Raw genomic sequence first — 22,553 nt, 5'->3', positions numbered from 1 at the left:
AACGTAATTCTTCCCCCTACTCGTTCCCTATAGGGCATGCCACCCTGCCGCTACGATATTCATCAGTGCCTGGTTGGATTGTATTTGAGTATTGTCTTTGATGTGGAAGCCTTGATCTTTGCTGTAGGCACTCAATTGCTGAATGATTCGGTCAATATCGGTATTCGTAAGATAACTTCCATCATTTAGTTCAAATTTTTCGATTCGGTTAGCTTCGCTCTTCTGATTATTGATCGTTATGAACTCATTATCGCCGTATTGGAGCAAAAGATCATTTCCTTTCATCAGGAAACTAATATCTTCTTTCGTAATTTCTTCACCGAATTTGAGTATATCGGTACCGCCCTCTTGTCCGAACCAACGACCGAATAATCCGAATCCTAGTACATTTTCAGTGATAGTCGTATTAGGGGTACCCTTAATAATCAGGTAGGTATCATCTCCTGATCCTCCGCTAAGGGTGTTTGTTCCTTCTCCTCCGGACAAAAGGTCGTTTCCGTTTCCGCCGAACAGGGTATCGTTACCATTACCTCCAAAGAGTTTATCGTTGCCTGCGTCACCGCTAAGTGTGTCGTTGCCGTTATCCCCATAGAGGATGTCTGCCCCATCACCGCCGCTTAGAGTGTCATTCCCTTCTCCGCCTACCAACAGATCATTTTCTGTATCTCCTAATAAAGTATCGTTTCCATCATTACCGAAGAGAATATCATCATCTTTGCCTCCGGAGACAGTGTTGTTTTTTGTGTTTCCGCTAATCAGATTATCATGATTGTTCCCCAATGCTATACCGAAAAAACTACCGCTCGTCCCAATTTGTTCTTTGAAGAGATTTATATTCCCTTCTGAAGTTTGAATCGACTCGACACCATTAGCCGGTGATGCAAAGTAATCGGTAAGGAGTACATCCGGTTGATCTTTAACATCGATACGAAGGTTATTTCCTTCTTGGATAAAGGTAAGTTCATTCATAGAGACAGTGTTCATCATCACCGTATCAGTTCCGTCATTATCGTTGATAGTGAGGGTTTCTCCGGCGTAACTGTATTGCCAATCCGGGGTCATCAGGTTTGTGAAATTCAACGTGGCCACTGTGCTGCCTCCGTTTCCGTCATCGATGGTAACGGTAGCACTGCTTTGCCCTGCGTAGTATGGTTCTGCGGTGTAACTCCACGCTCCGCTCTCATTTATATTGAGAACTCCATGTTCCGGAGCAGTGACACTATAGCTTAGTGTATCGCCCTCTATATCAGAAGCTTGGATACTGCCGGTTGCTGACGCACCTGCATAGAGAGTAATAGAAGCCGGAACTTCTACGAGCACAGGAGCATCATTCACCGCTTCAATAGCAAAAGAGACGGTAGCCGTTGTACTAAGACCATACTCATTTGTCACTTTGATCGTGACACTATCGTCACCGTTGAAATTTTCCGATGGGGTATAACTCCATTCCCCTGATTCATTGAGGGTGAAGTCACCTTTGGTTGAACTGCCTAGAACTTCATACGACAATGCTCCTTGAATAGGATTCTCTACGCTAAAGATTCCGGTTGTCGATGAGTCTTCTAGGATATTGATAATACTATCGGATAATGTCAGAGCTGAAACGTTGACTTCGAAGTTCAAGGTTTGGGTAACTATCCCTCCGTTGCCGTCATCGATCGTGATAACGGCACTGTCGCTTCCCATATAGCTATCCGCAACACTGTAATCCCATGCTCCGTTCTGATCGACGCTAAGGATTCCGTGAGATGCTGCTGTTGAAACAGTATAAGTGAGAACGTCACCATCTACGTCTGTTGCTCCCACTTCGCCGCTGAGAGCTCGAATGTCTTGGAGGGTATTGGTAGATTCAGCGAGAGCTTCGGGGGCTTGATTTAATGCTTCCATGACGAAAGACAGCGTCGTTATCACTTCACCGCCTTGTCCATCATCAATAGCGATTGTGATTGTATCCGTACCGACTTTCTTCGAGGTGCCGGTATAAGTCCAAATACCGTATTGGTTAATATGGATAGTACCCATCACCGGTGCATTGATAACAGTGTAGGTTAACGTATCGCCGTCGATATCATCGGCAAGCAAAATCCCCTTGGCACTACGTTCTTTGCCGAGGTTTCGTTCTCCTTCTTCGAAAAACATCTCAGGTGTATGATTGGTTGTTCTTTCAATCAGTTCGCTCAATGAGTACGATTGACCGTCACTGAACGCAAAGGATTCAATTTTAAAACCGTCCACAGTCCAGTTTTTGAGCGTAATACGGTCGATTTCATCGATATTTTTACCGTCATCGTAACCGAAAGTAACGACTAAATCCTCACCCTCTTCCGTGATAATGAGATCACGGCGGCTAATTTTTTTACCAAAATAAAGGGTATCGATCCCCCCGGTATCGATAATGAGGTCTTTGCCGTCCCCTTTGTCAAAGAGATAGTAATCATTACCCATCCCCCCCTCAAGGGTATCGGCTCCGACTTCCCCATTAAGCGTATCGTCACCGTTGCCGGCATCGAGGCGATCATCTCCGGACAGTCCACGAAGGTAGTCGTCTCCTCCGTTTCCGTTTAATACTTCGCCCCCGTCTGCTCCGTAGAGGAGGTCATTGCCGCTGTTGCCGGAGAGTGTACCCTCGCTGTCGAGAACACGTGCGATCAAATCACCTTCAACGTTTAAGAGTAAATCGTAGATACCTTGACGATCAAGAGCAGTGGTGTCGTTAAATATGAATTGTTCGATATTCCCTGTTCGGTTAAACCAATTTTTAATTGTCAAGGTATTGGCTAATTCCGTCATCGGGGTATCATCCTGACCATTTTCACGGATGCCGATACGCAAATCATCCGTTCCGCGAATCCATTGGACGATCAGACGATCGGGGGTAATGCCGTTTATGAATTTGATCGTGTCCGCTCCCTCGCCATGATCGTCGATCACATCGATCCCGCCGCCGTAGGCGATGACGTAGGTATCGTTGCCGACGTCTCCGCTGAGCGTTTCCTCATCAAGCGTACCGTAGATCGTATCGTTGTCGGTAATCGTATCGGCTGCATCGATCTTAAACCACACGTCGCGCATGGTACCCGTATCCAAAAGCGTCGTATAGTTGGTTTCATTGGTAATGATATTTCCGTTTTCAGTCGTCTGGGTGTAGACACTGCCGTCGATACGGTTAAGCGAAAGAGAGGTAATACCCTCTAGTGAAAGAGACGTCAACTCTCCGCTATCCGTTTTTCCGTTGAGATTCGTATCTTTCCAGAGTTTAAGCTGCGAAAAGCCGGTATCCTTTTTATCGATTCTACCGTCGCTGTCGGTATCGTATTGCGCCAATGCCGCATAACCGTCTGAGGCAAAAGATCCATCGATGAGCTTAGTTTTCTCTCCGAAGAGTTCGCTTCCGTCGTTAATGATACCGTCATTGTTAATATCACGCACCAACAGCGCATCCCCTTGTTCAATCCATGCCGTGTGCTCTTTCAATCCATCTGCCGCATAGTCGAAGTACGTATGTGAAGCGCTAAGAGAAATCGACGTAGTACCGTTGGCATTGATATCCAGAATAAGAGGAGGAGTGAAAGCCCCATCGCGCACATCGACAACGATCGGATTGCCACGTATAACTGCCGTATGCGCATAAGAGGAACTATCTTCCAGCGGATCGACCCCTTCAAAATCATAATGGGCTAATAAGCTGTTTTTTACGCTGCCATCAGCGACCAGAGTCGTCACCTCCTCCGATGTCAATCCCCGGTTAAAAACCTGCACGTCACTGATTGTCCCGTTAAAATAACCGCGTAAAGAAGTCCCCGAACCCCAATACGCTCCGACCACTACGGCTTGGCTGGATTGCATAATGTCAAAACTACCCGTACGAACTTCCGTATCGATCACACCGTTTATATAAATTCTCGAAACTCCGGTCGCTTTATCGTAGGTTGCGGCGATATCATACATTTCTCCAGGCTGCAAAACAGTCGTTGACTCTATAATATGCGTTGAATTATGCACATCGATTGCATCAAATATTACTTTGCCTGTACCATTGACCTGCATATCGTAGGAACGGTTATTGTGGGTGTAATGTTTAGATATAACCATCCCCCCATTACCCTGATAACTCACATTAGCGACCAAAGAGACGCCGTCGGCGACATTAAACGTACTCGCGTCTGAAACGATAACGGCATCGTCTATTCCATCAAACTTCATCGCACGATTATCCTCTTTGGGAATACTTTGTACTATGGCCTCGACATTCATATCCGCTTCGCCGTTTGCAAATCCGAACGTCTCGATACAATTCTTGCCGCTATAGTAATTTTTGATGATGAGCTTATCGCTTAGCTCTTCAAAAGGACGTTCTCCGTCTTTGAGCGCTACAACGATATCCCGGCTTCCCTGAACCTGTACGAGTACGTCCTCAACGCTAATCCCCTCGCCGAACATGACTTTATCGTTTCCGCCGAGATCATACACGGTATCTTGTCCGTCTCCGCGATTATAAAGATAGACATCATCCCCTGCACTGTCGGTAACCGTATCATCGCCTGCACTCATCGTGATAACATCGTTTCCGTCTCCCCCCTCGATTACGTCATTACCTATACCCGCATCGATGCGGTCATTTCCCCCACCGGCATTGATCGTATCATTACCGCCGTTGGTCTCAAAAGATTCATCCGTAACGGTTCCTACAACCGTATTTACATCATCACCGTAAATTTTGTATCGGCTTGATACCCATGCGTAGTTAAACGTTGTCACGGGATAGGCAGCGGTTTTGTCGATTGTCAGGATTTCTCCGTTGCTGAAGATGACTTTTTCAACCCCTTTGTTCGTATCAGCCCAGTTTTTGATAACGACGTAATCTCTGAGCTGTTCGTACGTCTCGACTTTCGGGGTGATTTTGAGGATAAGATCGTTTCCGACCACACCAAACGTCACATCGTTTTTATTAATTCCGCCGCTGAGATAAAGGGTATCTTCTCCCGCGTTGACTTCAATATCCCCTTGTTTATAGCTATCATCGATGACGACGATAAAATCGCCGCGATTGTAAACATAGGCATTGTTTCCGCTTCCCCCGTACATCTGCGCACCCGTTTTGCTGTAGAGCGCTCCGTCTATATCGTTGGGTACAAACAAGCCGGCAACATCCGATCGGCTCATAAATGAGCCGTCTGCGAAATGCAATGACTCCACATTCGTATCGGTTTTAAACCAATCGGTAAAGGTTACGACATCACTGAGCTGATCGAACGTTTTATTCACTTCGGCGATACCGATCAGGAGAGTATTTCCCTGTTGCTTAAAAATCAAATCGTCTTGGGTGATCCCTTCTCCGAAAGTGAAGATGTCATTGCCAAGTTCATCGAAGATCGTATCGGCTCCGTCACCGCGATTGAAGAGATACGTATCGTTCCCCGTTCCCCCTTTGAGGGTGTCACTGCCGCTGCCGCCGCTGAGGGTATCGTTACCCTTACCGCTGAGTAAGGTATCATTTCCATCACCGCCGTTTACTGTGTCCGCTCCATCTCCTGTGATGAGTGTATCGTTACCCCCGAGTGCATCGACGATGACTCCCTCATCGCCGAATACGAGATAATCATCCCCATCGCCGGAGTGTTCGATCTGTGTGAGGGTGATTGCACTTCCATCGCTGAGGCGGAGGTTTTCGACTCGGTACGCCACGTTACGCCAGCCGCTGATAGTAATGACGTCACTGAGCTGATCGAAATTTTTTCCCTCTTCGCGGATTCCGATTTGCAGATCGTCGCTGCCGCTGACAAATCGGGCGATCAGATTATCCGCAATAATTCCCTCACCAAAGATGAGGGAATCGAGTCCTGAACTATCGGTGATGCGGTCTTTGCCATCTCCGATGCCGAAACGGTAGGTATCGCTGCCCCCTCCCCCCTCTAATGTGTCGGCACCGCTGCCGCCGCTGAGGGTGTCATTACCACCGTTAGAGATCAGGATATCATTCCCCGTTCCTCCTCCAAGAGTGTCGTTGCCGTTGGCGGTGATAACCGTATCGTTACCGCCCAGCGCATCGATCACGGTATCGCTATCCCCGAAGACAAGGTAATCATCTCCGTCCGTTCCCCCCTGCATTTGCGAGAGGCTGATTGATGTTCCGTCGGAGAGGACGAAGTTCTCGATTCGTTTGTTGGCGTCAAACCAGTTTTTGAGGGTGACGACGTCACTGAGTTCATCGAACCCTTTGCCGCTCTCACAGATGGCGATTTGCAGATCGTTGCTGCCGCTTACCGCGCGGGCGACGAGATTATCCGCCGTAATACCCTCACCGAAATGAAGAGTATCGTTATCTCCCGAACCGTAGCTGTATTCGTCAATGAAGATATCTTTACCTTCTCCCAGAGCAAAGCGATAGGTATCGTTACCAAGCCCCCCGCTTAGGGTGTCGTTTCCGCCGTTACCCGCTAAAGTATCGTTACCGTTCTCACCGTAGAGGGTATCAGCCCCATCACCGCCGCTTAGAGTGTCATTACCGATACCCGCATACAATGTATCACTTCCCGCATCGCCGTAGAGGGTATCATCGCCCGCACTGCTTCGGAGCGTGTCATTACCACTGCCTCCGTGCAACATATCGGCGGCCGTACCCGTAATCACCGTATCGTCTCCTCCCAATGCATCGACGGTAGTAGTAAAATCACCGTAGACGAGATTATCAGCCCCTTCGGTTACCGATTGTATAGCGGCCAAATCGATGATACTGCCGTCATAAAACGTAATCGTTTCGACTCGGTCGAGGGTGTTGACCCAGTTTTTGATCGTGATAACGTCACTCAGTTCTTCGAAACTTTTACCCTCCTCGCGCACTCCCACGAGCAGATCATTACTGCCGGGTTTGACAACCTCGATCAGATCGCTCTGTGCGATCCCCTCGCCGAACGCAAGAGTATCGGCTCCGGCCTCGTCGATAACGGTATCTTTGCCGTCGCCGCGCACGTAGAGATAGAGATCATTTCCTCCACCCCCTTGCAAGGTATCGACTCCGCTGCTGCCGCTGAGGGTATCATTCCCCGCTCCGGCACTCAGTATATCGGCTCCGCTTCCCCCTTCTAGACTATCGGCTCCGCTTCCGCTCATAAGAGTGTCATCCCCTTCACCTCCATGAACACTATTAGCTCCATTCCCCGCATTGATCGTGTCGTTTCCGCTGCCGCCGTCGATCACATCGGCTCCACTTCCGGAGGTAACCCGATCATCGCCTCCGAGTGCATTAAAAACGATACCGCTATCACCGAAGAAGAGGGTATCCGCCCCCTCACTTCCGACTTGCAGCGTATCAATACTCAGTGCGGTGCCGTCGCTCAGAAGAATCTGCTCGATACGGTTAGAAGCATTGCTCCACCCTTTGATCGTGATGGTATCACCGAGTTCCTCAAACGTTTTATCCGCGTCTTTGAGGGCGATCATCATATCACCGTTGGCGAGATATCGTACAGCGATTAACTCTGCCGTTATCCCTGCACCGAATCGGAGACTATCCGCCCCCGACAAATCCGTAATGATATCTTTACCGTCCCCGAGATTATAGATATAAGTGTCATTACCCTCATCGCCATAAAGAGTATCATCTCCCTCTCCACCATTAAGGGTATCGCTTCCACCCAAACCATGTACTACATCGTTACCCGCTAGTGTATTGATGATATCTGAAGAGGCTGTTAGATCGATACGATCATCATTGTTCGTAATAAAATAATCTTTAATCACCTGAGAGAAATCGAGACTGCTGCCGTCGCTGAAACGGACATTCTCGATTCGGTTCGCACTCTCCGCCCAATTGACAAGCGTTACGGTATTGCCCAGTTCTTCAAACGTTTTCCCCTCTTCGACACACCCGATAATCAGATCGGTGCCTGATGAGCGCAAAATGATATCGCTTTGGAGGATATCGGTGAGACGGAGGGTATCGCTTCCCCCTCCGTCGATAATCGTATCGACTCCGTCACCTCTGCGGTAGAGATAAACGTCGTTTCCGCTTGAGCCGCGGAGAACATCGTTCCCCTCACCTGCAAGTACCGTAGAACCTGCCGAACCGTTGATGGTGATCGACTCGCCGTTCTCACTTCCAACGGCGAGAATATTGCCCGATGTGTAGGTACCGTTTTCATAGACGTGCGCTTTGTAGGTTCCGGCATAGATTCCGCTGATGAGCTCTTTCATGAGCGGGTCGGTGATACTTGCCGTTACATCGGCAGCGCTAAAATTTAGAAACGTCGTCTCCAGCGTATTCATGGTATCGGCAAGATAGAGCTTGGATTCGAGTGATTTATCCGCATTGTTCAGATAATCGATGACATTTTGGGTAAATACCGCTGTATCGGGAATAGTAAATTCATCGATACTGACATTATATGTCATGATATCCATGATCTGGGGATAAAGTGCTTGGAGAGCGAATACGGCTTGATAGCGATCGTGAAGTCTGCCATAAGCGGCATTGACATTGGCATCTGTATACCGTCCTGAAGCTACATTCGCCGAAGCCCCTGTCTTCATCGCCGATGCCGTTGTATTAATCCGTGCTTCGATACCGCTGCTGAAACGGTCAATTCCGATAAAGTGTTCGTAAATCCATACTTTTTTATCCATTTCCGAGAGGATTGGTGCGGTGGTGAGAGCGTATTTCTCCTGAGCGTTTCGCAATAGAGTATTCAATCCCGACCATTCGGCGATAAACGCATCAAACTGTGTGGCTACGGCGGTAATATCTTGTGACATACCGATAGCTAGATTTCGGAGATTATCGTTGACGTTGTAGGCGATTTCACTGTTGTAGACCGTTCCGTATCCTCGCAGTTTCGGCAGGGTTGCTGCATCAGGATGGACGGTATAATCGGGGATCAGAGAGGTATCGACGGTAGTGATCCGCGAATCAAAGGTGAGTTCGATATCGGCGGCGAGAGAACGGGTACCGCTACTGTCACCGTAGCGTCCCGCTTCGGATAATACATTACCGTTAAGATTGATGTTGGTGGCAAATACGTTTAACTCTATATTTTTGACTCCTGCTTGGGTGAGGGATTTGAGTTCATTGGATTGGGAAATACCGTCACCGTTGGTGTCTTGCCAGATTTTCAGCTGATTGTAGAGTTCGTCACGTCTATCGATGATGTTGTCATAGTTGCTGTCGGCGATACTTCTCAGTTCCGCAAATCCGCTCGTCGTAGCGGTTCCGAATACTTCACTGATTCCGTCTATCTTACCGTTACCGTTTTTATCGAATGCTACGATCCCCTCAGAGGCACTTACCCAGCCCACTTTTTCTTTTATCCCATCCCCTGTGAGGTCGAAATAGGCGGTGGAATCAGCAAGCGATACGGTGGAAATCAGACCGTCTTTGTTTAGGTCGAGTACCAAGGGATCACGGCGCGGTGGATCGAAGCGCTCAAGGGCAAAGGGGTGACCGTCGGCGGGGTTGTCAGGCTGTGGTTCGGGTGTCAGCGGATCGGGATCGATGTCATCAGGGATACCGTCATTATCCATATCAGAATCTTGGTTGTCAGGGATTCCATCGTTATCCATATCGGGATCATAGATATCAGGGATACCGTCATGATCGAGATCGGGTTGCGGTGTGTTTGGATTAAACTTACTTGGGTCGTAGGTGAGGTCGTCTGGAGAAGGAGTGTCTCCGTTATCGTTTAGGTAATCTGTTACTTGATCCCATTTAGATTTGATATCATTATACATTTCTGTGGTATCGTAGTTATGTTCGTCGGCATAGTCTAATGCTGCTAAACCAAGACCTAATCCAAGCAATAATAATGGATTTACTGCAACTAAACCTGTTAAGTTTGCTAATGCTGCTGCTCCAGTTCCAACTGCACCTATATCTTTCAATACATCAATATAGTCATTACGTGTAACAGTACCATTGTCTATTTTGTTAATCAAATCGCCAAGACTGGTTACTAATCCCCCATTCGCACTTAAAAATCCTATATAAGGTTTTTGTGGACCAGGTATTAAACCCATTAGTTGTATTTTGTCAGCAAAAGCTTCAATTTCGGTAGTTGATGTCGCCATAGTTCTTCCTTAGTAAACTGATTTTAATATGCATCCTATTGCAACAACTATCAAGCCAGCTACAATAGATACTTTTGAAATACTCTTCATAATACTTTGTGATCGTAAATTAAGATAATCACCAAAACTAAGTGTTTCTTTCTTTCTTTCTTTTTCTTCAAGATTTTTTAATTTCTCTTGAAATCCAGGAGCATTCCTATTATCCCAATAAATAGTCGCATATAACCAAATACCAACAACTATTAAAATCACACCAATAATACATAAAGAAGATGCCTTAACCATTTTTTATTCCTTGCTGATAAATTCCTTTATTGTTTGTCATGCTGCTTTCCTTTGTGTTGAATTTGATTTAAAATACCGCCCCGCTGCTACATTCGCCGAAGCCCCTGTCTTCATCGCCTGTGCCGTTGCATTAATCCGTACTTCGATACCGCTGCTGAAACGGTCAACTCCTATAAAGTGTTCGTAAATCCATACTTTTTTATCCATTTTGGAAAGTATTGGAGCAGTGGTGAGGTTGTATTTATCTTGTGCAGTTCGTAGAAGAGTATTCAGCCCCGACCATTCGGCGATAAACGCATCAAACTGTGTGGCTACGGCGGTAATATCTTGTGACATACCGATAGCTAGATTTCGGAGATTATCGTTGACGTTGTAGGCGATTTCACTGTTGTAGACCGTTCCGTATCCTCGCAGTTTCGGCAGGGTTGCTGCATCAGGATGGACGGTATAATCGGGGATCAGAGAGGTATCGACGGTAGTGATCCGCGAATCAAAGGTGAGTTCGATATCGGCGGCGAGAGAACGCTCACCGCTACTGTCACCGTAGCGTCCCGCTTCACTGAGGAGGTTTCCGTTAAGATTGATGTTGGTGGCAAATACGTTTAGTTCGATGTTGCTTACCCCTGCGGGGGTGAGGGTTTTTAATTCACTTTCCTGAGAGATACCGTCACCGTTGGTGTCTTGCCAGATTTTCAGCTGATTGTAGAGTTCGTCACGTCTATCGATGATGCCGCACCCCAGGGTGGTCTCTCTGGCTTCGCCATTCACCTTCTCATAATTGCTGTCGGCGATACTTCTCAGTTCCGCAAATCCGCTCGTCGTAGCGGTTCCGAATACTTCACTGATTCCATCTATCTTACTATTACCGTTTTTATCCATTACGACGATCCCCTCAGAGGCATTTACCCAGCCTACTTTTTCTTTGATACCGTCTCCTGTGAGGTCAAAGAACGCTGTCGAATCCGCGAGGGAAACGGTAGAGATCAGACCGTCTTTGTTTAGATCTAGGACTAGCGGATCACGACGACGGGGCGGATCAAAGGTTTGAGGATCGAATGGATGACCGTCGGCGGGGTTGGGTTCAGGTGCTGGTATAGGAATTAAATTAGGATCAATGCCAAGTTGTTCCAGTAAGTCATCAATACTGTACTGTTTTTCAAGATCGTACCATATATCAAGCCATTCATCTTGTGTCAATGGATTTGAGAATAAGTCTAATATGTCACTTTTGAGTTCAGGATGTGTATCTAAATAATCCAATACACCTCGCGTCCCACCAACAATTGTCAGCCATCCAAACATCCAAGGATTTGCATATCCTGCCATTACTCCGAATCCTGCAACAATGGATGCCATATCTTGCAGTGCATCAGCGACATCGTCTCCTGTGGCAGTCCCTTTATTGAGCTTATCAATAAGATCACCTATACTGGTTGTAGCAGCTCCATTTCCAGTTAAAAAATTTGAAAAAGCTTGCCCCGTAGTATTTCCAAATTTTTTCGCAACTATATTTGCTGTTGTTTGAATCCAATTCGCTATTATTTCAGCTCTTTCAATGTTTGACTGATTGTTATTAGGAGTTACTACAATTGGTTCCAATGTTATTGTTTCGATTGCCATTTTTTTTCCTTTTATTTTGTAATATAATTCATAAATAAGCCTGATATGACTAAAATAACACCAAATTGGAAGATAATGCTTCTAATTTTAGATGTGACGTATGCATACTGATTATTCCAAACAAACTCACGTTCTTCTTCAGTTTGATTTTCTTTTTTCTTACTAGATATCAAAAGATATTTTTCTCTATCTTCTTTGTTAATTAATCCACTTTCCAGCCATTGATGAATAAAAACAACTGCACTAACTAAAATACAAAACAATCCTATTGAAACTATAATCATGCTACTCTCCTTGTATTTTTAAAATTCCGATTATTAATTGTCTCAAATATAGCGGCGAGAGAACGCTCACCGCTACTGTCACCGTAGCGTCCCGCTTCACTAAGGAGGTTTCCGTTTAGGTTGATGTTGGTAGCAAATACGTTGAGTTCGATGTTGCTTACCCCTGCGGGGGTGAGGGTTTTTAATTCACTTTCCTGAGAGATACCGTCACCGTTGGTGTCTTGCCAGATTTTCAGCTGATTGTAGAGTTCGTCACGTCTATCGATGATGCCGCACCCCAGGGTGGTCTCTCTGGCTTCGCCATTCACCTTCTCATAATTGCTGTCGGCGATACTTCTCAGTTCCGCAAATCCGCTCGTCGTAGCGGTTCCGAATACTTCACTGATTCCATCTATCTTACTATTACCGTTTTTATCCATTACGATGATCCCCTCGGAAGCTTGTACCCAGCCTACTTTTTCTTTGATACCGTCTCCTGTGAGGTCAAAGAACGCTGTCGAATCCGCGAGGGAAACGGTAGAGATCAGACCGTCTTTGTTTAGATCTAGGACTAGCGGATCACGACGACGGGGCGGATCGAATGTTTCGGGATCGAATGGGTGACCATCGTCTGGACTGGGTTCAGGTGCAAATGGATCGGGATCGATTTCGTCTGGAATATTGTCTCCATCTCTATCTGTATCATCTCTATCGTCTATTCCGTCTCCGTCCATATCAGTATCACGCCAATCCGGTGTTCCATCGTGGTCGGTATCGCGATCAGGTGTAATTGGTGTAAGTTTATTGGGATCGTAGGTGAGGTCGTCTGGGGAAGGAGTATCTCCACTTTGGTAATCTTTGAGTAAATCATTAAAATTTGCCAGCGGTATCGAGTCATTGGTTGTCGAATCAAGCCATTTTTCCCATGTATCTTTATAGCCTAAATAATCCTTCAAAATCGGCATAAGATGCTCTTCAAATTGTTGTTCTAAAATTTTATCAACATCAATGCCATATTCCTTTTTTAAAAGATCATCCAAAGCCTTTCCAAATTCTGCACCATTTAATTTTCCAGTTTGTTTTACTGCAACATAATATGCCATAGCACCTGCAATTAATCTTGGGTCACTTGCTCTTCCTGATCTCAATATTAATATTGCTGCTGCAATAGCAGCCGTATTAACAACTGCACTACCTATCATTCCACCCGCTGTTTCTAATGTTCCTGCCATATTAAAATCCTTTTAAACAATATTAGAGAGCCAAGTTAATGCTCTTTTGAATGTATCACCTTGCTTACACTGATATTCTGAGTCATTCGTAACAAGCACTCGTATAAATTTCCATATAAATAAAAATATATAGATTACAATAGCTATTACGCTAGCAAGCAATATGACTTTTGAATAAGACTCTGCTCCTATAATTTTTACAATAATATTGACTGTTATTAGAAGTCCTACTAACTTCAATAATGTGAAAAATTCACATTTTAAAAACTGACTCATGCTGCTTTCCTTTGTGTTGAATTTGATTTAAAATACCGCCCCGCTGCTACATTCGCCGAAGCCCCTGTCTTCATCTCCGATGCCGTTGCATTAATCCGTGCTTCGATACCGCTGCTGAAACGGTCAACTCCTATAAAGTGTTCGTATATCCATACTTTTTTATCCATTTCCGAGAGGATTGGTGCGGTGGTGAGAGCGTATTTCTCCTGAGCGTTTCGCAATAGAGTATTCAATCCCGACCATTCGGCGATAAACGCATCAAACTGTGTGGCGACGGCAGTAATGTCGTGTGACATACTAATGGCGAGATTACGGAGAGTATCGTTGACGTTGTAGGCGATGGAGCTGTTGTAGACCGTTCCGTATCCTCGCAGTTTCGGCAGAGTTTCCGCATCGGGATGGATGGTATAATCGGGGATCAGAGAGGTATCGACGGTAGTGATCCGCGAATCAAAGGTAAGTTCGATATCGGCGGCGAGAGAACGCTCACCGCTACTGTCACTGTAGCGTCCCGCTTCACTAAGGAGGTTTCCGTTTAGGTTGATATTGGTGGCAAATACGTTGAGTTCGATGTTGCTTACTCCTGAGGGGGTGAGGGTTTTTAATTCACTTTCCTGAGAGATACCGTCACCGTTGGTGTCTTGCCAAATTTTCAGCTGATTGTAGAGTTCGTCACGTCTATCGATGATGCCGTCATAATTGCTGTCGGCGATAAGCCACATTTTTTTCTCTTTAGTCATTTTTAATTACCTCTTTTCATGAAATTGATTCCTTTTAAATGCTTTTTCTTCATCTCACACTCAACCCTTCATCGAGATATTTGATCATCGGGTAGATAAAGAACTCGATCACTCTGCGTTTACCGACTTTGAGTTCTGCTGTGACGCTCATCCCCGGATGGATGGAGAGGGTTTTTCCCTCCCCTTTGAGCGTCAGACTAGAAGGTGCGATAGCGATCTCATAGACGGGTCCGAGCTTCTCATCGTCTATCGCATCATCGGCGATGTGTTTGACCTCTCCGTGAATAAGTCCGTACTTTTGGAAATCGAACGTATCGATCTTCACCGCTGCTTCCATCTCCTTGGTTACGAATCCGATGTCTTGGTTGAGGACGGTCGCTTTGATGATAAGGGGGACCCCTTTGGGGATCACAGTGAGGAGTTTCTCTGCCGGGGTAACGACACCGCCTACGGTATGGACAAGAAGTTTGCCGATAGTGCCGTCAACAGGGGCGATGATCTGCTGTTTGGCATTACGAAACTGGGTCGTTTCGACTTCGGTACGCAGAGACGTCGCCTCTTTGGACTTTTGGGTGAGGTCGGCTAGGAGTTTGTTACGGTACTCTTGGGTAACGAGTCTGAGCTGTTGGTTGAGCTCATTGAGTTTCCCTTGGGACTGAGCGATGGCATGCTCTTTCATGGTGAGCTGTTCTTGGTATTCTATCCGCTGGTTTTGTGCATCGATATACTCTTTTTTGGCAATGATGTCGAGTACCTCTTTGAGTCTGGCTTCATGTTCTTTTGCGGAGGTGAGAAGTTGTTTGAGTCTGCTTTTATCCGCTTTTGCCGCTTCGGTCGCTTCATCGTTCTGACGAATCTGCTCTTGGAGCACTTGACGCTGTTGATCGTAGGCGAGTTTACCGGAGGTATACATCATCTGCTGAGTGGCGATGGCGGTGCTCTCTTGGCATTTGCGGCTAGGATGGAACGCTCTATCGTTGATCTGGGCATCGAGCCTCTCAATTTCGAGTTCGAGCAGTGTGAGGTTCTTTTGTTTGGATGCGAGATCGCTCTGCGTTACCGAAGGGTCGATCTCCATGAGCACCTCCCCTTTTTTAACGCTTTGCCCCTCTTTGACGAGGATGGAGCCGATCACCCCCGTCTCTACGGGTTGGAGAGTTTTGATCTCACCGTCGGGGACGACTTTACCCCGTGCACTGACGACGACATCGATTTTGGCAAGGAAAAGCCATAATAAAGAGATAGTGAGAAATGCGAACAGACTCCACAGCAGGCTTCTTCCCAGTGGTGAAGTCGGACGCTCTTCAATCTCAACGAGGAGCGGAGTAAATTCGTGTTTATCCTTAGTATGAAAAAGTCCCATTAGAATCCTTGTGAATCTTTCGCATTTATGCGAAAAGCTTTAGGGGATTGCAAAGGACAAGATTGTCCTTGCCATACAAAGCGGCTTTGCCGGTTTGTATGCGTAACATCAATATGTAAGTGAAAGAGTCCCATAGTTTTATCCTTGCTGAGTATAAAGTTTGTAGTAATACCCTTGAAGCCGCATCAGTTCCTCATGGTTTCCGCGTTCGACGATATACCCTTTTTCCATGACGATGATGATGTCGCAATCCTTGACCGTAGTGAGACGGTGGGCGACGATGAACATGGTGCGTCCGCTCTTGATCGTGTTTAGATTATCCTGAATGATCCGTTCGGACTCGTAATCCAATGCCGAGGTCGCTTCGTCAAATATGAGTATTCGGGGGTTAGTGATCAGGGCGCGGGCGATAGCGATACGCTGACGCTGACCGCCGGAGAGTGCGGCACCCCTCTCCCCGACCTGCGTATCGTACCCCTCTGAGAGTTCGGAGATAAACTCATCGGCTCCCGCCATACGCGAAGCCGCGATGATATGCTCCATCGGAGCATCGGGACGGGAGAGGGAGATGTTCTCTTTGATCGTGCCGCTAAAGAGGTAGTTCTCTTGTAATACGACGCCGATATTGTTACGGAGCCATTTGGGATTCATATGGCGGACGTCTACTCCGTCGATGTAGATCGTTCCGCTGTTAGGGATATAGAGACGCTGGATGAGTTTGGTAATAGTGCTCTTACCGCTGCCGCTGCGTCCCACCAGTCCTACACTGCTACCTATCGGAATATCGGCACTGATACCGTTTAGAACAGCGGGAGAATCTGGAGCGTAGGAGAAGACGATGTTATCGAAGTTTACACGCCCCTCGACCTTGGGGAGAGTGATCGCTTTATCATTGGTTTGCTCTGTCGGAGTGTTGAGGATGTCACCCAATCTATCCACCGAGAGGAGCGTTTGCTGAAACTCATTCCATAGGTTCACCAGTCGTAATACTGGACCGGTGAATTGCCCCGCGAACATCTGAAATGCGATGAGCTGACCGACACTCAGTTTCCCCTCCAACACTAACGTCACCCCCATATAGAGCATCGAGATTGTGAGGAACTTTTGGAGCGCTCCGCTCACCCCTCCGAGGATGTTCGAGAGATTGGAGAGCTGAAATCCTGCATTGACGTAACGGGCGAGGTAATCTTCCCAGCGCCGCTGCATCGAACCCTCCAGCGCGAGGGATTTGACCGTCTGCACCCCTGTCACCGCTTCGACGAGATAGGCGTTGCTTTGCGCCCCCATCTGAAACTTCTCTTCGAGCCGTCGGCGCAATTCAGGGGTGATGATTAGATAGAGGATCGCGATGATCGTGACAAACCCCAGTACGATCAGGGTGAGTTTGACGCTGTACAGCAGCATCACCGCGACAAAAACCACCGAGAAAAGGACATCAAGAATCAAAGTGACCGATTTGTTGGCGATGAATTCGCGTATCTGATCGAGTTCACGAACACGGGCGATGATATTCCCCACTTTGCGCTTCTCGAAATAGACAAACGGCAAGGCGAGGAGATGGTGGAAAAGTTTCGCCCCCAGCGTTGCATCGATTTTCGAGGTTGTATGGGCAAAAATGTAGCTGCGGATCAGGTTGAGCATCAGCTCAAATATCGCTACGGCGATAAAAGCGATCGCAAGAACATCGAGAGTACTCATCGAGCGGTGGACGAGAACTTTATCGAGGATTACCTGCGTAAAGAGCGGTGCGACGAGTCCGAAGAGCTGTAGGACGAAGGAGGCGATCAGCACCTCTGCCATCACCTTTTTATACTTCATAATCTGTCGAAAGAACCACCCAAACCCGAATCGTGCATCGACGCTGAGGATGCGGTGTTTAAGGACGATACTTTTCCCAGAACTCTGAGCGTTACAATCAACATATGAGATAATATAAGGCTCTTTACGGGTAATATCAAAGACCAGAAGCTCCTGCTTTTCCGTGTTCGCCTGTATGATACTCATATAGGTGCCGTCATGCTTTTGAACGATGATCGGCATCGGATAGCTCTCGACCAGTCTTTCGATGGAGAGTTTTTTGATGCTTGCACGAAACCCCTGCGCCGAAGCGATACGGGTCAGCTCTTCGATGGATGGCTCGTGCTCGCTGAGGGCGTACTCTTTGATGATGACACGGATATCGATGGCGATGCGGTTGAGTTTGCCCGCGACTTCGAGGGCGGTTAGCGCGGAGTGCATTCTTCTACCCCCCTATAAAGTAATTTCAATGCTTCTGTTTCAAAAGCATGTTGTATCGTTTCATTCTCCAGTGTCAATTCTCTCTCCAGTGCTTCGAGTTTTACGCTCACTTCGCCCACGGCATCCGCTTCCCCCTGTTCTCTTAGTCGGGTCAACATCGCTATTTTGCTACGTGACTCATTGACTATAAGCACGTCATTTTTTTGCAATTGATCCAAACGGTCTATTTTATGTTGGGATATTTGCGTCTGGGCATCAAATTCCCGTTTAGCTAGTTTGTATTCTTCATTTATACGGTCTAATTCAAAATGTAGCCGGGCCGATTCACTGTTGTATTTGAACCCTTCAAAAAGATTCCATCGAATACTCAAGCCCATATTCCAGCTATTAGGACGAATGTCGTTTAAGGCATCATAAGCGTTGTGCTGATCGGAGCCGTAGAGGTAGTAGTTCGAGTAGAACGATATTACAGGGAGCTGAGAACGCATGTTGAGAGAGATTTCTGCGTTTTTTTGTGCAATTTTCTCTTGGTATTGATGTGCTTGAACATTATCTTCAAATCTACCGATATGAATATTTTCAGGTTGTGTATTTAACGGAAGTAATTGTGTGTGCTTCAAATCAAGCTCGATATGGGAAAGTTTAGTAAGGGCTAGAAGGTTTTCCTCATAACTCATAAGTGAACGTTCAATATCCCGTTCAAGATCGATAAGTCGAACCGCTTCATCTCCTATCGAAACACGGGACTCTTTTCCTGCCGCATAAAGGCGTTGCTTATAACCATAGAGTTTTTTACGCAAAGCGTGCATCGCAGTTTTAAATTTATGTTCACTCTGGGCTTTTTGAGCATCGGCATAATGATCCAATAACTCTTTATAAAGTTTATTCTCTTCATTACATACTTCAAGCTTTTTGGAGGCAATCTCTTTTTTAGACATTTCGATCTGTTTAAGAGTCGTACCGAAGTGATAGAGTTCGTAATTCAGACTCAATGCCAACGAGTCTTTATTTTGAACGCTAGAGTTTATTGTCGTACCCCCTACCGAAAGGGTTCCTGAATCAGCTTTATCGATATTTTGATTATACTCACCGCTGTATCCGAGAGATAGTTGTGGATACAGTGATGAGTAGACACTTCCCAATCTGGCTTCCTCTATAGAGGTATCAATAGTACGGAGTTTGAGTCGATGCGAGTATAATGAAGCGGATGCTTTTAATTGTTCAAAGGAAAGATTTTGTGAAGCGGCAACCATCTCAAGAAATACTAAAAATAATAAATTTTTCATATGTTATTGATATTTAGACTCCGGCTAAAACTTCTTTCAAAGAATTTTTATCAATAATATACAACAATTAATAGCAATTAAAATAATTAAATATTAACTTATTCTTTGTAAAATAAAGTGATACTCATATTAAATTAAATATTAAAATATGTCGAATTACCGCAATGTGGCAACTACAGAACATATCATTATTTGAAAATATTATATAACAACAAAAAACCTAATTAATCGTAAAGTTACATTTTGTTACATTAACTGTACATTTAATTGAGAAATTCAGCATAGAAAAAACTGAAAAGAATCAGTCGCGATCAAATGCTTATGAAACTCTCATGGGTATATTGGCATACTACAAATGTCCCTCAAAAATCAGAACCGAATATCGTCTGATCAAATCATCAGATACGGTTTGGAATCTGATACTCCCAACAAAAGAATATTTGTTGAAGTGATCTGTGAAACGTTCACTTTCATTCATGAGCAAGCAGTTGCTAAACCCCAAAAGGGTTCCCCTTTAACATGAGAGGTGGCCAATGATACGTTTTCTCAAAAGATTGTTTAATTTTCGTCGTAGAGAGTATAAAGAATACCACATCACCAACATGACATTCGGATGTATTGAATAATATCAGAGTGTTATGTCCATGCAGTTGAGTATCTCCAACGTTTTTGTAACATCATAGAGGGCTGAGTGGTATTGATCTTCATCGAAATCGATGCGGTAATGTCGGCAGGTTTCTAACAGTTTCGGATTTTTGAGACTCCCTCTGATATTGAGGGCGCCGACGCTCTTCTTATTGGCTTTCATGGTACAAAAATGTTTCTCAAATGTAACAAGTTGGCCTAAGTGGCGCAGTTCGAAAGCTATATTGTGGGCTATGAGCGTTTCAGCCCCCCGACAGAACTCCACAAACTCATGATCTTCTGCAAAATACTCGGCATAATCAACATTCGAGCGCAGTCTCTTTATCCGATCGGGCGAGAGCTTATGAACGGCAAGCGCATGAAGATTTAGATCATATTCGGAAAAGTAATAACGGTGAAACGTATCGGCGATAACATAGGCGCCCGATTCTCTTTTTATCCGAAATGCCGCTGCTTCGATCACGTCATGGATGTTGGCGGAGTTGGTTTCAAAGTCCAGAATAATCACATGTTCTCCATCGGCATACACTAATATTGTTCGGCATTTTACCCAGAAGTGCAATCGATTGGTTTAGTGTGTCAAAATCTTCCCTGCCTTTCCATGTTTCCAACTCCCCTCTTACGTTGAGAGCATTGTCTAAATCTATAACATCGCATAAATACAACTTATAATATATTTAACATCCAGGGCATAAATCAGAACTGTTATAAATATATAATGTTTTTTTGTGTAAAAATTATGAAAGTAAGTAGGTTCTAACCTTCATGAAAGAGATTACGATCATGCTGGCATCTTTAATGACCTTTCTAAAAAACTCCCGCAGTAAATTTGGATGTCCCTGTAATGAGGGGGCTGATATTCCTCGGAGTCAAAACTTACACTCTCTAATCTACTTTCACAGCAATGACTGTATTGTTATTGCGGATGAGAGAGGGGTAATTCTCAGTGTTAACCCCGCTTTCGAGCGATTATCCGGCTATGATTCTTCCGAACTTGTTAATGTACTGCCGAACAAAATAGATACCTATATTAAAGACGGGGAGTTTTACAAAGCTTTAAAAAATGCCATAGCTTTAAAACAATCATGGGAAGGTGAAATTACCTATACCGACAAAGAGGGAAAAGAACTCTACTACAAATTATTGACGATTCAGCGTATAATCGAAGAGGACGGAAGCAGCAAATACATTGCCGTCTTATCCGATATGAGCAAAATGGAAGAAGCCAATCAAAAAATTTGGTACGAAACAAATTTTGATGCGTTAACCGACTTGCCGAACAGACATATGTTTCTGCATCATTTGGAACAGCAGCTTTCCAAAATTGAGCGCAACAATTTTCGCCGAACGGCTTTGATGTATATCGATCTGGACGATTTCAAAGAGATTAATGATATGTACGGTCACCAGATCGGCGATACTTTGCTGAAAAAGGTAACGACACGTATCATCAGCTGCATACGCAACACTGATTTATGCTTCCGTATCGGAGGGGACGAGTTTACCGTCATTCTACCGGATATCGAAAATCTGTATATGGTGGAAACCATCGCGCAAAATATCCTCAAAGAGCTTTCGTCCCCTTTTGAACTTGAAAACTCGAAAAACGTATTTATATCCGCATCGATCGGGATAGCCATAGCTCCGGATGACGCTGCGGATAGTGAAACGATTCTCAAATATGCCGATCAGGCAATGTATCAGTCCAAAAAATCAGGTAAAAACACCTCCAATTTTTTTGCGCAAAGTATGCAGGATGCTCTGATCAAAAGATTTCAATTGATCAAAGATATGCATATCGCGTGTGCCGAAGAGCAGTTCGTTTTATATTATCAACCGATTTTTGAAATCAAAACAGGGCAAATTCATAAAGCCGAAGCCCTAATACGATGGAAACATCCGGACGGGTATTTGATAAATCCGGCTGATTTTATCTCGATCGCCGAAGAGACCGGAATGATTTTAGAAATCGGCGAATGGATCGTCCACGAAGCCATCAAAACAGTGTCCCAATGGCGCCGTATGTATAATGAACGTTTTCAGATAAGTGTCAATATATCACCGGTTCAGTTTCATCAAAAAAACGGAAGCATGCCCGAATGGATAAAGGTTCTGACCTCCGATGCGTTTGCCAAAGATTCCGTCGTTGTAGAGATCACCGAAAGCGTTATGCTGGAAGATTCCGCGATAGTCTGGGAACGGCTAAAATTACTGGAAGATGCCAAGATTGAGATATCGCTGGATGATTTCGGTACAGGATATTCGTCTTTGTCCTATCTCAAAAATCATCCGTATCAGTACCTTAAAATCGATCAATCCTTCGTCAAACAGCTGGAAATCAATCTCAGCGACCAAATCTTATGCAAAATGATTATAGATATCGCACATCAGCTGAATATGCTGGTAATTGCCGAAGGGGTGGAAACACAATATCATCGAGATATTTTGCAAGAGATGAAGTGCGATTATCTTCAGGGTTATGCCATCTCAAAGCCGCTTCCGGCTGATGAATTTGTCAAACGATTTTTTAATTCCGAAGAATGACG

The 22,553-nt window shown here is 45.3% G+C and carries 12 protein-coding genes; 1 reads left to right on the top strand and 11 read right to left on the bottom strand.

What is annotated here, in order from left to right; genetic code table 11:
• Positions 1 to 27: 27 nt before the first annotated feature.
• From SULKU_RS14875 to SULKU_RS06025, 11 genes are all read right to left on the bottom strand, one after another.
• Positions 28 to 9,792, bottom strand: a complete 9,765-nt coding sequence (locus SULKU_RS14875) for a calcium-binding protein (protein ID WP_172633601.1) — start codon at positions 9,790 to 9,792, stop codon at positions 28 to 30.
• A gap of 276 nt (positions 9,793 to 10,068) precedes the next feature.
• Positions 10,069 to 10,344, bottom strand: a complete 276-nt coding sequence (locus SULKU_RS06070) for a hypothetical protein (RefSeq protein WP_013460065.1) — start codon at positions 10,342 to 10,344, stop codon at positions 10,069 to 10,071.
• 36 nt (positions 10,345 to 10,380) lie between these two features.
• Positions 10,381 to 11,964 (bottom strand): hypothetical protein, encoded by a 1,584-nt coding sequence (locus tag SULKU_RS06065; protein ID WP_013460064.1) that lies wholly within the window; start codon positions 11,962 to 11,964, stop codon positions 10,381 to 10,383.
• Between the two features lie 11 nt (positions 11,965 to 11,975).
• Entirely contained in the window at positions 11,976 to 12,248 is a 273-nt protein-coding gene (locus SULKU_RS06060; RefSeq protein ID WP_013460063.1) for a hypothetical protein, read from the bottom strand.
• The gene (locus SULKU_RS06055; protein ID WP_151174256.1) at positions 12,245 to 13,192 is read right to left on the bottom strand and encodes a hypothetical protein; all 948 of its coding nucleotides are present in this window, start codon (positions 13,190 to 13,192) and stop codon (positions 12,245 to 12,247) included. Before SULKU_RS06055 ends, SULKU_RS06060 begins: the two co-directional genes overlap by 4 nt.
• 279 nt (positions 13,193 to 13,471) lie before the next feature.
• Entirely contained in the window at positions 13,472 to 13,735 is a 264-nt protein-coding gene (locus tag SULKU_RS06050; RefSeq protein ID WP_013460061.1) for a hypothetical protein, read from the bottom strand.
• Entirely contained in the window at positions 13,732 to 14,475 is a 744-nt protein-coding gene (locus tag SULKU_RS06045) for a hypothetical protein (protein WP_013460060.1), read from the bottom strand. The genes SULKU_RS06050 and SULKU_RS06045 overlap by 4 nt, the downstream gene beginning before the upstream one ends.
• A gap of 49 nt (positions 14,476 to 14,524) precedes the next feature.
• A complete protein-coding gene (locus SULKU_RS06040; RefSeq protein ID WP_013460059.1) occupies positions 14,525 to 15,838 on the bottom strand; it encodes an HlyD family type I secretion periplasmic adaptor subunit in 1,314 nt (437 codons plus the stop codon).
• 138 nt (positions 15,839 to 15,976) lie between these two features.
• Positions 15,977 to 18,076, bottom strand: a complete 2,100-nt coding sequence (locus SULKU_RS06035) for a type I secretion system permease/ATPase (RefSeq protein ID WP_013460057.1) — start codon at positions 18,074 to 18,076, stop codon at positions 15,977 to 15,979.
• On the bottom strand, positions 18,061 to 19,362 hold the full coding sequence (locus tag SULKU_RS06030; RefSeq protein ID WP_013460056.1) for a TolC family protein: 1,302 nt from the start codon (positions 19,360 to 19,362) through the stop codon (positions 18,061 to 18,063). Before SULKU_RS06030 ends, SULKU_RS06035 begins: the two co-directional genes overlap by 16 nt.
• A 628-nt stretch (positions 19,363 to 19,990) precedes the next feature.
• On the bottom strand, positions 19,991 to 20,515 hold the full coding sequence (locus SULKU_RS06025) for a 3'-5' exonuclease (protein ID WP_013460055.1): 525 nt from the start codon (positions 20,513 to 20,515) through the stop codon (positions 19,991 to 19,993).
• A 257-nt stretch (positions 20,516 to 20,772) separates the two neighbouring features.
• On the opposite strand from SULKU_RS06025, the gene SULKU_RS06020 reads away from it, so the two are divergent.
• The gene (locus SULKU_RS06020; RefSeq protein WP_013460054.1) at positions 20,773 to 22,551 is read left to right on the top strand and encodes a putative bifunctional diguanylate cyclase/phosphodiesterase; all 1,779 of its coding nucleotides are present in this window, start codon (positions 20,773 to 20,775) and stop codon (positions 22,549 to 22,551) included.
• Positions 22,552 to 22,553: the final 2 nt, after the last annotated feature.

The organism is Sulfuricurvum kujiense DSM 16994 (assembly GCF_000183725.1).
In the GTDB taxonomy this organism is placed as follows: Bacteria; Campylobacterota; Campylobacteria; order Campylobacterales; family Sulfurimonadaceae; genus Sulfuricurvum; species Sulfuricurvum kujiense.
The sequence above is the reverse complement of the archived record's forward strand: the minus strand, read 5'-3'. Positions and strand labels throughout refer to the sequence as shown.